Annotated in this window: 12 protein-coding genes and 1 riboswitch; of the genes, 5 read left to right on the top strand and 7 right to left on the bottom strand. The window is 62.7% G+C overall.

Translation table 11 applies throughout. From position 1 onward, the window contains the following. Positions 1–107 precede the first annotated feature (107 nt). Both AC1MH0_RS21325 and AC1MH0_RS21330 read left to right on the top strand, forming a co-directional pair. Positions 108–254: a hypothetical protein gene (locus AC1MH0_RS21325; protein WP_480966171.1), complete on the top strand. Its 147-nt coding sequence runs from the start codon at positions 108–110 to the stop codon at positions 252–254. Between the two features lie 701 nt (positions 255–955). Beyond that, a complete protein-coding gene (locus AC1MH0_RS21330; protein ID WP_480966172.1) occupies positions 956–1,642 on the top strand; it encodes a nucleotide-binding protein in 687 nt (228 codons plus the stop codon). 929 nt (positions 1,643–2,571) lie between these two features. Here AC1MH0_RS21330 and AC1MH0_RS21335 read toward each other — a convergent pair. The 4 genes from AC1MH0_RS21335 to lgt all read right to left on the bottom strand — a co-directional run bounded on the left by AC1MH0_RS21335 (position 2,572) and on the right by lgt (position 7,205). Continuing rightward, complete coding sequence (locus AC1MH0_RS21335; RefSeq protein WP_480966173.1) at positions 2,572–2,985, bottom strand: DUF190 domain-containing protein; 414 nt, start codon at positions 2,983–2,985, stop codon at positions 2,572–2,574. Further along, the gene (locus tag AC1MH0_RS21340; protein ID WP_480966174.1) at positions 2,985–4,382 is read right to left on the bottom strand and encodes a voltage-gated chloride channel family protein; all 1,398 of its coding nucleotides are present in this window, start codon (positions 4,380–4,382) and stop codon (positions 2,985–2,987) included. Before AC1MH0_RS21340 ends, AC1MH0_RS21335 begins: the two co-directional genes overlap by 1 nt. Before the next feature lie 23 nt (positions 4,383–4,405). Then, a riboswitch (Fluoride riboswitch) is annotated at positions 4,406–4,482 on the bottom strand. A 102-nt stretch (positions 4,483–4,584) separates the two neighbouring features. Beyond that, positions 4,585–6,366: a chloride channel protein gene (locus AC1MH0_RS21345; protein WP_480966175.1), complete on the bottom strand. Its 1,782-nt coding sequence runs from the start codon at positions 6,364–6,366 to the stop codon at positions 4,585–4,587. Then, the gene (gene lgt, locus AC1MH0_RS21350; protein ID WP_480966176.1) at positions 6,363–7,205 is read right to left on the bottom strand and encodes a prolipoprotein diacylglyceryl transferase; all 843 of its coding nucleotides are present in this window, start codon (positions 7,203–7,205) and stop codon (positions 6,363–6,365) included. The genes AC1MH0_RS21345 and lgt overlap by 4 nt, the downstream gene beginning before the upstream one ends. Positions 7,206–8,184: 979 nt before the next feature. Between lgt and AC1MH0_RS21355 the strand changes: the two genes are divergently transcribed. From AC1MH0_RS21355 to AC1MH0_RS21365, 3 genes are read left to right on the top strand one after another with little or no spacing between them, the layout of a single operon-like run. After that, a complete protein-coding gene (locus tag AC1MH0_RS21355; protein WP_480966177.1) occupies positions 8,185–8,736 on the top strand; it encodes a hypothetical protein in 552 nt (183 codons plus the stop codon). Further along, positions 8,733–10,166 (top strand): relaxase/mobilization nuclease domain-containing protein, encoded by a 1,434-nt coding sequence (locus tag AC1MH0_RS21360; RefSeq protein WP_480966178.1) that lies wholly within the window; start codon positions 8,733–8,735, stop codon positions 10,164–10,166. The genes AC1MH0_RS21355 and AC1MH0_RS21360 overlap by 4 nt, the downstream gene beginning before the upstream one ends. Further along, positions 10,163–11,041, top strand: coding sequence for a hypothetical protein (locus tag AC1MH0_RS21365; protein WP_151989774.1), 879 nt, complete (start codon positions 10,163–10,165; stop codon positions 11,039–11,041). The genes AC1MH0_RS21360 and AC1MH0_RS21365 overlap by 4 nt, the downstream gene beginning before the upstream one ends. A gap of 304 nt (positions 11,042–11,345) precedes the next feature. On the opposite strand, the gene AC1MH0_RS21370 is transcribed toward AC1MH0_RS21365, so the two are convergent. Genes AC1MH0_RS21370 through AC1MH0_RS21380 form a run of 3 tightly spaced genes read right to left on the bottom strand, consistent with a single transcriptional unit; the run spans position 11,346 to position 12,950 of the window. Beyond that, positions 11,346–11,891, bottom strand: coding sequence for a DsrE family protein (locus tag AC1MH0_RS21370; protein ID WP_409349188.1), 546 nt, complete (start codon positions 11,889–11,891; stop codon positions 11,346–11,348). Positions 11,892–11,919: 28 nt separating this feature from the next. After that, entirely contained in the window at positions 11,920–12,330 is a 411-nt protein-coding gene (locus AC1MH0_RS21375; protein ID WP_037529358.1) for an ArsR/SmtB family transcription factor, read from the bottom strand. Next, positions 12,327–12,950, bottom strand: coding sequence for a peroxiredoxin (locus AC1MH0_RS21380; RefSeq protein WP_137788024.1), 624 nt, complete (start codon positions 12,948–12,950; stop codon positions 12,327–12,329). The genes AC1MH0_RS21375 and AC1MH0_RS21380 overlap by 4 nt, the downstream gene beginning before the upstream one ends. Positions 12,951–13,013 lie beyond the last annotated feature (63 nt).

Here is a 13,013-nt window from a genome sequence, read left to right on the forward strand (position 1 = left end):
ATCGGCACCCCCACGCCCCGCTTGCGCGGCTGCTGCGCGGTCCTGTGACCCTGGACCCCACCCGATCGTCAGTCGGCATCCGTCTCAACGAACAGACGGAGGTTCACATGCACGTCCAAACCGCACGCACCCGCGCATGGCTCGCTGAATTTGCAAGCATCCAAGCGGAGATCGCAGCACACGGGATGCCCGAGCGGGCACCCCTCCCCGCAGTAAAGCGGACCCGCAAGCTCAAGCCGCTCTGGGAGGAATGAACATCGTCCGGGCGGCCTCGGCCGCCCGATTAGAGGATCGGGTCTTCGTCTTGAGCGTCGTTATATCCGGTGTGGTGCAGGTCGTGTCGAACGAGATCTGGCCGTGGGTACTTCACGATCGATTTCGCCATTTTGCGCTTTGGTGAACGCCGATCGCGTTCGTCGCGTTCGGCGTCTCGATCTCTTGTCGATTTGTGGCTTGGCACTGCGGAGTCATCAATTGCTTTGACGACACGCGAACTGAGGGTGATTGTTCCTTCGTCTGGTAGCTGCTTGGTAGCAACGAGCTAGCGACATTGTAGCGATCTGATCGCGGTTTGCGTTCGGGTAGCAACCCGATAGCTATGACGTAGCATGTTCATACACGGTGTGGCCCAGCCTCTCACGCCTTGACAACCGCGTCTCGATGGTATCGCAAGGGTGCGTATCGCTAGTTGGTAGCAAGCAGCAACCGGCCACCAACCAGATCGCGAGCATGTAGCTTCTTAGCCGCAACATTGTCGCATATAAGCTGCAATCGGCTCGCGATTAACTCGCAACCAACTCGCGGTCTAGATGCGAGCAAATCGCAATCATACCGCAAGCTGCTCGCTGTCAGATTGCGTCAAAGTCGCTAGACGCTAGCTGCTAGGTTGCGATATAACAGCTTCATGAACGCTGGCTGCTACATGGTAGCAACCTGGCCGCAACGGGAGAGCAGCATGCCAGTTATCAGCTTCGTGTCGCCGAAAGGCGGGGTGGGCAAGACCACCGCGACATTGTTGCTCGCCGGAGAGTTGGCGGAGGCGGGGGGTACCGTACGCCTGATCGATGCTGACCCGAACCTTCCGCTGGTTGAATGGGGGCAGCTGCCGGGACGTCCAGATGCGATAACTGTCGTTGGATGCCGCGACGAAAACGCGATCATCGATGAGATCGAGAGGGGCGCGTCGGAGGCGCGCTTCACACTCGTTGACCTCGAAGGCGCGGCGACCGCGACCGTCACGTTCGCAATCGCGCAAAGCGATCTGGTGATCATTCCTTGCAAGGGGTCGCATCTGGATGCCACCCAGGCTGCCCGCGCTATCAAGCTCGTCAAGCAGACGGCGCGCGGTACCAGGACAGAGATCGATTATGCAATCCTGTTCAGCCAAATTCCGCCGGCGCTGCGCTCGAACAATCAGAAGGACATCGCGGAGCAGTTCAACGATGCTGAAATTCCAGTCCTTCCGGTCATGATCTACAATCGCGAGGCCTATCGCGCGATGTTCGCCGCTGGTGGAACGCTTCGCACCATCAACGACAAAGGCGTCGGTAATATGAAGGCAGCGCTCGAGAACGCCGAGGCCTACGCGGCAGCGGTGATCGCGAGGCTGCGTAAGGCGCGTACCGTGAAGGAGGCAGCATGACCCGGACCCGGCTCGATCTCTCGGAGTTCGATGATACGCCCCCGAACAAGGATCCAGCCAAGCTACGCGAGATCAGCGACGGGGCCGGCTTTCCGTCGCGTCCGGCTGTCCCAGCTGTAGCTGCCCCGCCTGTAGCGGCGCCCGTGCCTCAAGAGCGTCCCCAAGCCGGGACATTCCAACGGCCGCCACGCGTAACCGGCAATCGCAATATCGCGATCAACGTGAGGGTAGATCCCGAGACCGCTGCGAGACTCTATGCTCTTCGTGACGCGGACCCGGCACGCAAACGCGTTCTCGCCGACGTCGTCGCTGATGCGGCGCTTTTGCTTTACGAACGCGAGATCGGTGGCGCTAGTCAATAGGTAGGGCAGGGGGCTCGCATGTCGTTAGCGAGGCGGCGCACCGTATCCCGGTTGACCGCCCGCGCGCCGTAGACCTCGTTAAAGGCGATCCCACGATCAAATTAATAGGGCGTGATTGCTCGCTTGGCAGGATCGCGACGGCGCCCGAAACACCATACGAGCGGCGCCCGTGTGCAGAGGCGCACGGGCGATCACCAGCCACCAACACAACGCAGTCTGTGGTGGGCCCGCAGGGGAGGGGGCAGCGTGATCCGGCGCGGTCAACCTGCTTCCGGGTATCCTGCGGTCGCACCGAAGCGATTGCGCCGGCGACTGCCCCGTGCCCGACCCGCAAGCGGCGCGGCTGCTTCAACCCGACCATGCCGGCTGCCTACAGCATCACGATAGCCAGCATCGCGACGCTGACGAACCGCTCGACCAGTTCCTTGCGCGGCATCGCTAAAAATAGCGCGTCGACGATGGCCAACGGGACGCCTCCGGCTGGAGCTAACGAGCGTTGGCGTGGCTCAACCCGCCATCATCATCTCGACCGCTGTCACTGCCGGCAGGAAGGAAGGCCAGAGGGTCTCAGCCTTCCCGCACATTCGGTGCGGTATTCTCGTGGTCAAGCCCCACGGGCCCGATGCTCCAATGCTCCAGATGCTTGTAGACGATGACCTTGCCGGCGAGCAGATCGCCATGCCCTTCGCAGAAATGTTCAAGTTCCGCGCGCTGGCCGATCAACTCCACGCACATCGTCAGGTGCGGATCGGCGATCTCGGAGCCGTTCTCCCGCACGGGTCCGTGGTTGCTGTAGCCATAGTGGGTATGGTGCGCGGTGGCGTTCATGATGCCATCTCGCTTCGCCTGCGCCACCAGTTCCCGATAGAGCGGCTTGCCAGGCCAGAAGGCGCGCGGCCGCTTCGCGGTCTTGTCCGATGGCTTGAGGTAGATGCGAACCATGCCGATTTTGGTCGGCGTGACCTTGTGCTGCTGCGACATCAATCGAGCTCCTTGTTGGTGGATAGAGGTTGTGGCGATGGCCGACGCCGGGTCGCGCGGGCTTCACGAAGCGTCGGTGCGTGCGGCACCTGGTGCCTGCCATACTTCGGCACGGCGATTCGCTGCGACAGGTAGATGCCGTTATGCCCCGAGCAGAGGTAGGCGACGAAGCAGGTGATGGCGATCGGCACGGCATGGGCAGCGCCGAATAGCTCGATCCCCATGATCGTGCAGGCGAGCGGTACATTGGCCGCGCCCGCAAAGACCGCGACGAAGCCCAGGCCAGCGAACAGGTCGACCGGCGCATTCAGCAGGCCCGCAAGCGCATTGCCGAGCGCGGCCCCGATGAAGAACAAGGGCGTGACCTCGCCACCCTTGTAGCCGGCGCTGAGAGTGACGACTGTGAACAGCATCTTGAGCGCCCAGCTCCACGGATCGACATGGGGGGCGAAGAAGCCGGCAATGGTCGGATCGCCGGGAATGGCAGACCAGACGCCGAGGCCGAGATAGGCGCGCGTGCCGAACAGACAGACTAGCGCTATCACGGCGACGCCGCCCAGCGTGGCCCGCAGTGGGCCATAGGGGATGCGCCGCTTGAGGAAGCCGCCGAGTGCGTGATTGGCTTCCGCGAACACCAGACCCGCAAGCCCGAAGGCGACGCCTGCGACGGCCGCCTTGGCGAGCAACAACGGCTCGACGAGCAGAGCGGCCGACGCCGGAGCGGCATAGGCGACATGGTAGGCGGTGTGATCGATGCCCCAGGCATGACACGTCCAGTCGCCCACTAGCGCGGCGAGCAGACAGGGCACGAGGCCGCCATATTCGACGCGTCCGACCGCTAGCACTTCGAGGGCGAACACCGCGCCCGCCAATGGCGTACCGAACACCGCGCCGAAGCCGGCCGCAACGCCGGCCATGAGCAGGATGCGGATGCTTGGCGCATCCAGCTTGAACAGGTCAGCGACAGCGCTGGCCAGACTGCCGCCGAGTTGCACCGCCGTTCCCTCGCGGCCAGCCGACCCGCCGAACAGATGCGTGACGATCGTGCCGAAGAAGACGAGCGGCGCCATGCGGAGCGGCACGCCGCCGCCTGGTTCGTGTATCTGTTCGACGATGAGGTTGTTGCCGGCCTCGACCGAGTGACCGACCAGATGGTAAAGCAGGGCCACCGCCGCGCCGCCCAGCGGCAGCAGGAACAACAGCCAGGGATGATCGAACCGTGCCTGGGTCGCAGCATCGAGGAGCCATAGGAAAGCGGCGCAGAGCGTGCCCACCGCAGCCGCCATCGGCGCGAGGATCAGCGTCCAGCGCAGGACCGACACGGCATGGTCGTGGCGATTATGGACGAACGCCTTCAAGTTGAGTTCGTCGTAGAGATTGCGGAACGTCGCGCGCATGATTCCTCCTTGCTGCCTTGCGGCGCTTGGTAGGAATCATCGGCCCTTGCGAGGGCGGTTCGGCTGGAAAGCCCGGCAGAAATCCATTGCCGTGGCGTAGCATATGAATGTCCAGGCTCGGCCCGTCAACGGGTGGCGCGTTGTTTCAAAAACCGTTCGATTCAGAAACCGCTCTCTTGGCTAATGGATGATTGTGAGAGGGTCATCTTTCGCCAAACAGCTCACGTTGAGCCTTTTCAAGCTCGTCCGCATAACGTCGCCGGACGTAACTTTCGGAAACGATTCCAAGCACATGACATTCGGCAGACAGCACCGCGAGTTCGTCGGTCCGTGCTTCATCGAAGCATGCCATCACAGCAGTGATGTCCATTTCCGGCGTGAGTACGATTTCGCGTCCCGTCGCAAGGGCGGCGACGGTGCCGTTCGGATCGAGGCCTTCCGCATAGGCGGCTGGCACGACAACGATCCCCGCATAGCCATCCTTTGCGTCCGCCAGAACGACCCGGCTGGTTGATCCAAGCGGGAACGTGCGCCTGAACTCCGCGATCGACATGGAGGCGGGGGTGGGGCGCGTTTCCTTTCGCATCATCCGGCCCGCAGTGAGCGTTTTGACCCATCCCACGTCGCGCGCGCTCTTGATGGTCTCTCCGCGCAGGTGAAGCCGCCACGTCGAGAAAGAATAGCCGAACAGCTCCCGCACGATCGTCGAGGACACGAGCGAAGCAGCGATGACAGCCCCGGTCAGCGGGAAGTCATGCGTCGCCTGCAGGACCAGCATCGCCATTGTCATCGGTCCGCCCACGACCGCGACTGCGAACGCGGCCATCCCGACCAGCGCGGCATTGTGAGCGTCGATCACGGGATGACCGACCAGCAGCGTCAGGGTGTCGGCGAACAGATGCCCGATCAGCGTTCCCAAGAACAGTGATGCGAAGAACAGTCCGCCCCTGAACCCGAACCCGAGCGACACGATCGACGCGGCACTCTTAGCGAGCAGTACGAGCAGGATGAATCCTAGTGACGCCCCGAGCGCTAGATCGGCATGAAGTGCGTCGTGTCCAGCCGACAGGACCTGCGGCGACACCATCGCGATCGGGATGAGCAACAGGCCCCCGAGCGTAGGGCGCGACCATTCTGGCAGCCCGGTTTGCCGGGATGCGCTCTCGACCAGCGCGACGGCACGCATTAGCGCAATACCTAGCAGCGCGCAGATCGCACCCAGCCCGGCGTATATCAGGTAATGATGCGTCTCGACCGAGGCGTTCGAGGCGGCGTCGATCAGATAGGGTTGCTGTCCAAAGGTTTGCGCGACGAGGGCACCCGCCAGCGCCGCAGCGGCGACGGGGGCTATCGCCGAGGGCGAGTAGGTTCCGATAACGATCTCGAAGGCGTAGAATGCCCCGGCCAGGGGAGCGCCGAACGCAGCCGCGATAGCCGCGCCCGTGCCGGCGCCGACCAGCGTGCGTTGGTCGGCACGACGGAGCTTCAGCCAGCCCCCAAGCACCGATGCCACGGCCCCGCCCATCTGCGCGTAGGCGGCTTCGAGGCCAACCGAGGCCCCAAAGCCGTTGGAGAGGATCGTCTGGCCCGAGATCACCAAGCTATCCGGCAGCGACATACGCCCGCCATGCAGAGCGTTCGCCTCGACTGCATCGACCAGACGGCGCTTGCGGGCGCGGGTCGCGTAGCCAAATGCCGTGAAGATCACGCCGCCCAGCGGCAGTACGATCAGGCTCGCCAGGCCGAGTTCGGCAACGCCGCTCAACCGCGTGTTCGGAGGCAGTGCGAACAGCAGGTGTTGCAGGGTGCGCGCAAGCGCACCCAGAACCACGCTAAGCAGGCCCGCCGCAGCACCGATGCCAATCGCCAACACGATGAACGATGCTTCGCTCGCGCGAAGCCATCCCCGGAAATCGCGTGCCAGCACACGGGCGCGACGCCGGGAGATGATTTGCGCGGCAACGATGCGACGTCCGTCCGTCATAGCGGCGCGACGGCAGCCGGTGTTCCCGGACGCCGCTCGCGACGATGCGCAGTAGCGATCAGGTAGAAGCCACCGATGAACATCGGCAGCGTGAGCCACTGGCCCATATGAAGGCCGGTCCGCGCCGCGAACGCCACGAGTTGGGCGTCGGGTTCACGGAAAAACTCGACCGTGAACCGGGCCAGGCCATAGCCGATCAGGAACACGCCAACGAGCATACCCGGCTTGCGGCGCGCATTGGTAAACCAGAACAGGAACGCGAGCACGGCGAACAGGGCCAGCCCTTCCAGCCCAGCCTCATAGAGCTGGCTTGGGTGGCGCGCGATGCCGTCATGGCTTCCGGGGAAAACGATCGCCCACGGCAGATCGGCAGGCTTGCCCCACAGCTCGCCATTCACGAAGTTAGCGAGCCGACCGAAGAGCAGCCCGATCGGCACGGTGCAGGCCACATAGTCATGCACGCGAAGCCAATCGAGGCGGTGCCGGCGTGCAAACAGGATCAGCGCGAGCGACACGCCGGCAGCCCCGCCGTGGAACGACATGCCCCCGTCCCACAGTTTAAAAACCTCCAGCGGATGCAAAAACATCTGCGGCCCGTAGAAGATTACATAGCCGAGCCGACCGCCCAGGATGACGCCGAGCGTCGCGTAGAACACGAGATCGTCGGCTTGCGCGCGGATCATTGGCGCGGCCGGTTGGGCGAGCAGGCGCAGCAGATACCACCAGCCCGCGACGATGCCCGCGATATAGGCGAGCGAGTACCAGCGCAGATCGAGCGGACCGAGCGATAGTGCTATGGGATGCAGGCCGAGATCGGCAAGTTGGATATGGTGCGTCACCGGCGGCTTTCGAATTCTAATGAGGACTGCTGTCCAGCCGCTACCCTCTCGCCCGGTTCAAACCAAGCAGGAGTGATAAAGCAGCGGCGGAAAGAATAGGCACCGCTTTGGCCATGACCGGGCATTGGGCGGCCTCTGCCGTGCCGACTTTCCCGATTGGGAACGTGGGGCGAGACAAACCGAAGCGGGCCAAATGTGCCGACGCCAAATGGGAAGCTGTTTTACCGATTATGGTCCCGATCTGACTTCCCCGGGCGGCCTATTGGGAACGGGGGAATGGGAATGCGACGCGCGGTTGAAACGCCAGAGATAACGACCTGTCCGCGTCATCGACCGTCGATATGGATATCCGATGCGCTCGGCATGGTGGCGACCTCCGTGCAAAGCTGGGGAGGAGGCTAGGCGAGCAACGCAAGTTGGTTTGCGACCGCTTTGCCGCCGTGATTCGAGATTGCCGCAGCGATCGCCCGGGCATCGGCTTTGTCGATCGCTGCGATTTTAACTCGCTCAAGTGCGGCGATAAGAACGGGACGGCCAGCGTCCCGAGCCGTCTGCTCCGCCGCCCTTGCCTGTTCGTCGAGATGCGCAAGTTCCGCCTTTAGAGCTTCTCGCCGAGCCTCGATGGCTGCTAGGTCGACGACTTTCCTTGTTCGGGCCATTCTTTGAATCCGGTTCCAATAGAGAAGAACTTACCATGTTTTGGGCGGTGCAGGAGATGGCAGGTAGGCGTACCTAGTCGTGCAAACACCTTGCGCCGAGACCACAAGACCGGAAGCTAATTATCGCTTGCATGCAGTCAATCACTTTCCACCTCCGCGTTTGGAGTGATTTCGCTCCAAAGAGGTTGTTGTTTGATGGGAGTAGGTAATTACTAGGGATGGCAGGATATGCCTCACGGCACCAATGTTTAACATTGGCTTGTGGGGCGCCGCTGCACGGGGCTTTTGAGATGAATGTAGGCCTGCGGTTGAAGGACGAGTTGGTCGCCGAGATCGACCGCGTTGCCGCAGCGAACGGGCAGACCCGCAGCAGATGGATGGCGAGCGTACTGGCCAACGCCGTGCTGGCTCCGGAGAACGATGACATCCCGGTGCTGCCAATTCAGGGCAGGGGGCATCCCGACGACCTCGTTCGCGTCACGGTCCGGCTCGAGAGGAGCGAGATCGAAGGCATCGACATCGTAGCGGCGCCAATGAGGATGACGCGAAACGAATGGATCAAGCGTACGCTTCGCTGGCGGCTCTGGAACAAGGCGGGCGTGCTGAGGCTGGCTCCTGCCACCCAGGTTGAGATCGTCAGATTGCGCAAGCAGGTGCTTCTGATCGGCCGGAACATCAACCAGGCGGTCCATGCGATGAACGCCGCCAACCAGCCCGAAAGCTCGCTCGACATCGCCCGCATCGCCGGCCCCTTGATCGAAAAATGTGAGGAGCTGAAGGCGCTACTGTTTGCGACCCGGTTGGCCCTCTCGGCTTCGATCGGGGCAGAGGTCGGGTACTGGACCGATACCTACCGAGGTTCAGCAGCGTGAGCTTCCGCTTCTCTTCCGGAACGATGGACTCCATGGCGGGCGTCTTCGCGCCGCCCAAGAAGTACCGCCTCGGGACCGGGGGCGGTAATGCCAAGGGTCCGAAAACGGGGGGCACAATGCTCGGCCATGCCGTCGCATCGATGTTCCCGAAGGCCGCATCATCTTTGGCCACTTCGCGTCCCAGTGCGCAGGCGAAACATGCTTTCGGGGGAGGACCGCAGGCCCGGATGAGCGGCCGGGCGATCATGGCTGCGGATCGCACATCACGTCGAGTTCCAGAGGTTATGGTGCGGATCACGGGGCGTCAGCATGGCGGCGGACACGTCCTTGCCAACTTCGCCTACATCAGTCGGCTGGGGCATGGTCCCGACGAGGAACTCGGGCTTGAAACCGGCGAGGGCGTCGTGCTGCGCGACGGACGGGACATGCAGATTCTCGCGAAGGATTGGCACAACTTCGAGATGGACGGGGACGCCAGACGCAAGGGTGCGACGTCCATATCGATGATCCTTTCGATGCCGTCGGGGACCGATCCGGAGCGTCTGAAAGCGGCAGCTCTGGATTTCGCAGCCGAGGAGTTTGCGAACCGGTCGTGGGTTGCCGGCCTTCACGTCGATCGCGACCATCCGCACGTTCACCTCACGATCGCACGTCGCGATTACGATGGGCGCCGCTTCCATCCGGACCGGGATGATCTGTTTCGATGGCGGCAGCGCTTCGCCGAGAAGCTCCGCGAACGCGGCATCCAGGCCAACGCCACGCCGACCAGAGCGCGCGGTATCGACCCCGCGCATGAACACATCGCGGTACGGAAGATGCGCGACAAAGGGCAGGTTCCGCAGATCGATACGGGCCGCGCCGAGCGCGCCCGGCGCCTTCGCGACCAGGGTATTTCCGACCCGGTCGAGGCCGTTCTTGCGAGTCAGCAGGCCATTGTTCGCGCGACCTATATGCGATCCGTCGCGGAGCTATCGGCTTCGCATTCCCTTGCCGATCAGGTGGTCGCACAGAGCCTCGAACGGTTCGTCGCGGCATTGCCGCCGCCCGAGCCCAACTCCGCCCGGGCGATGCGTGCCGTTTCACCGTCCCGCAGGCGCGACGCGGTCGTCGATGCTCGGACGCGCCCGGCTGTTGCGGACCCCGGGCGCGATCCGATCACCGCAGCACTGGAACGTTCACGCGTCATGCGTGGAAAGCTGGAGGCCAAGCAAGCACTCCGGGAGAGCCCCGAGCGGACCGAAGACACTCCGCATGAACACCGACCCTCAGTGGTATCCGAGCGCCTTCGTTCGCTTATGGCCGAGGCCGAACGGCAGGCCACAGCACCGACGCCAAGCAAGCCGGAGGAGGTCCTTCGCGAGATATTGGATCGTGATCGCTCAACTCTGGACCGCGCGCGTTCGCCGGATAGGGGGAGGCCAGAACGATGAGTACGGACCAGGTAAGCGTTGCTCTGGCGGGCGTTCTGGACGCGTTGACGCTCGTTCAGGAGCAGCTCGATGCGCTGACCGAGAGCAGCGAGCGCATTGAGGCGACACACAAAGAGATCGTCAGCAGGCTCGACACGATCGATGCGGGCCAGGCCGCCGTGACGGATCTAACGCCGATCCTCGAGATGATCCTAGCGCGATCGATCGACGATCGTGAGATCATGAAAACGCAACTGGGTACGATTGCGGCGGCGATCGGTTTCGCTCATGCCGCGGCTAACGGTAACCGGGCACCGCTGCCTGTCGCAGTGGCAAGCGATCCGCTCCTCGAGCGCTTTATCCTAACCCAGCCTGCGGATCTGGCATCGAAGGAACGGGCTTTGACGGACTGGCGCAACGCCGCGTCGACCACCACCACCGCGGAGCTTATCTCTTTCCTGAACCATCAGCAGCAGCCCTCACCAACGGATACCTCAGAATCCCGGGTCCTGCGCTACCGCCTGGTGGCAATTACGCGGGCCGAGATCAAGGGGAGGGGGGCCGCGCCGCCAGGACCGCCGGACACCACGGTTGCGGGCGATCGAACGGCCTCGGCTTGCATGATCCGGTCCCACCAACTTGCCGGCCTATGGCGAGCAGGGGAAAGCGCAGCGCTATACAGTGAACCCGAACTGGCAGGCGCAATAGATCTCTTCGACGATACGGAGCGCAGGCTGGGGTCTGCGGCTGGTGTGCATTTTCCACCCGAGCTCGGCTCGCTTCACAGCGATCTAGCAACCCGCATCGAGGCAGGCGAACGGCCGAGCATAGGTGACAGTGGCCCGGCTTACAGCAGCGAACGTGCGACTACGGTCGAGCCCAGCAAGGACCGTTAGACGGCGTCCGGTAGAGTGAATTGACGGCTTCCGACCAGATTACGAAGTTCACTGGCGTTTCGCCAATGTCCGGATCGGACAGGAGCGGCCGCCCGAGCTTCACGAAACTGTCTGCCGGCACTCGCCAAGTCCCGGTCGTTAGCGCCAAAATCTAAGAGCCTTGGAAGCCTGATTATGACACGCGGTTCTGATACCTACAAACAGACGGAAAACCGCGCTCCGGACAGCGGTTCCAAAACCGACCGGTTATGACACCGGCAGCGTTACCGACTGGAATGATGAAGCAGGAAGCGTATCGGCGCGATCAGTCTGGGATCAGCGCCCAACCACGCAGCTGCAACGTCGCCAAAGTAGTCAGCGCAGACACGTCGGTCTCGACACTCTTTTCTACCGTAGCGGGGTCGATCTTGTTGCCAATAAGAGCTTGGCTGCATACCCGAACGGACACACCCGCCTTCTTCAACGCCTCAATCAAAGCAAGGTTGGGGTTCGCAGCTACTCCCGTCTTTATCGCATAGGCGCGATCTTCGGTAACGATGGGCGTCGCCGGACCGTGGACGATCACGACGACATCGCCTTGTTCTGGACGAACGCCGTCGTTGCCTAGCAGGTTCAGGAAGCGGGCGACCTTCTCCAGAGATGGATTGATCTTATCCGGCGTTGCCGCGGCCTTGGTCACATTGAACAGCACGCGATAGCGCAACTTGCGATCGGGCCGTTCCGCAGCACCTTCGATGGGTGTGATCGCGCCGTATCCCGCTATCACCGCCTGCCCGGGCACGCTGGCTAAAGCACTGACGCTGCTCATGAGTGACAAGCATCCTGCAACAGCAATGATTGGCATGCGCATCCGCTTTTTCCTTTTTCAGTCAAAATGATCAGCCAACTCTCGCAAAAACGGCCGCACCGATATTTTGCGGTCGAACCACGGAGGGCGTCTCGCGCGGTCGTACTTGGCGGAGGGCGGGGGCTGTTTGGGGGGCCGACAGATCGTCGGCTCCAAACATCGCCTCCAGGGTTCGCACGCACAATGCGGCTGCGTCGTCGGCAAGGCGGTAGTGAACCTGTTTGGCCTCACGTCTGGTCTTAACGAGTTCGGCGCGCCGTAGCTCGGCAAGCTGCTGGCTGAGCGCGGGTTGTGTCACGCCCGTGGCGGCCTCAATGTCCGCTACCTGCCGTTCGCCGTCTAAGAGATAGGACAGGATCATAAGCCGCTGAGGCTGCGCGAACACGCGCAGCTTCTCGACTGCGACGTCGGCGAGCGCGCGGGACTGGTAAATCGCCGTCACCGGTCAGCCTTCGTTTGGTGAAACCAGTCAGCGCCTGCGTGCCCCGGCAAGGCAGGAGGCAGGAGCACGTCGTCACCCGGCTGCCAGTCAGCAGGCGTATAGGCCTCGCCATCGGCCGAGCGCCGCAACGCCCTGACCGTGCGCAGCATCTCGTCGACAGACCGACCAACATTCATCGGATACCAGCTAAGCGCGCGGATGATGCCTTCAGGATCGATGAAGTAAGTCGCGCGCACGGTTGAGGCATCTCCGGCCTGCTCGTCGAGCATGCCGTAGGCATACCCGACCGCCATCGAGGGATCTTCGATTACCGGAAATGGCACCTCTACACCGAAGACGTCTTTGATCGCGCGTAGCCAAGCCACGTGCGAGTAGAGGCTGTCGACCGACAGCCCTAGCAGCGCGCAATCCAACTCTTCAAAGCGAGGTGCCGCCTTGGCCAAGGCCACAAACTCGCTGGTGCAAACCGGCGTGAAGTCGGCAGGGTGCGAGAAGAACACGACCCAGCGCCCACGATACTGATCGAGCGCAATCTCGCCCTGCGTGGTGCGGGCGGTGAAGTTCGGGGCTGCATCCCCGATGCGCAGCGAGCGCGGCATGTTCGCATCAATCATTTCCATTCCTCCCAAATGGCACGAACACCCCGTTGACGCAATATGATTACACAACTACATAAACCGTGA

Source organism: Sphingomonas sp. AP28, assembly GCF_056680455.1.

Excerpts from the sequence above, each read along its gene's own strand:
- AC1MH0_RS21325 (WP_480966171.1), top strand. The coding sequence starts at position 108 with ATGCACGTCCAAACCGCACGCACCCGCGCATGGCTCGCTGAATTTGCA.
- AC1MH0_RS21330 (WP_480966172.1), top strand. The coding sequence starts at position 956 with ATGCCAGTTATCAGCTTCGTGTCGCCGAAAGGCGGGGTGGGCAAGACC.
- AC1MH0_RS21335 (WP_480966173.1), bottom strand. The coding sequence starts at position 2,985 with ATGTCGCAGCAGCACAAGGTCACGCCGACCAAAATCGGCATGGTTCGC.
- AC1MH0_RS21340 (WP_480966174.1), bottom strand. The coding sequence starts at position 4,382 with ATGCGCGCGACGTTCCGCAATCTCTACGACGAACTCAACTTGAAGGCG.
- AC1MH0_RS21345 (WP_480966175.1), bottom strand. The coding sequence starts at position 6,366 with ATGACGGACGGACGTCGCATCGTTGCCGCGCAAATCATCTCCCGGCGT.
- AC1MH0_RS21365 (WP_151989774.1), top strand. The coding sequence starts at position 10,163 with ATGAGTACGGACCAGGTAAGCGTTGCTCTGGCGGGCGTTCTGGACGCG.
- AC1MH0_RS21370 (WP_409349188.1), bottom strand. The coding sequence starts at position 11,891 with ATGCGCATGCCAATCATTGCTGTTGCAGGATGCTTGTCACTCATGAGC.
- AC1MH0_RS21380 (WP_137788024.1), bottom strand. The coding sequence starts at position 12,950 with ATGGAAATGATTGATGCGAACATGCCGCGCTCGCTGCGCATCGGGGAT.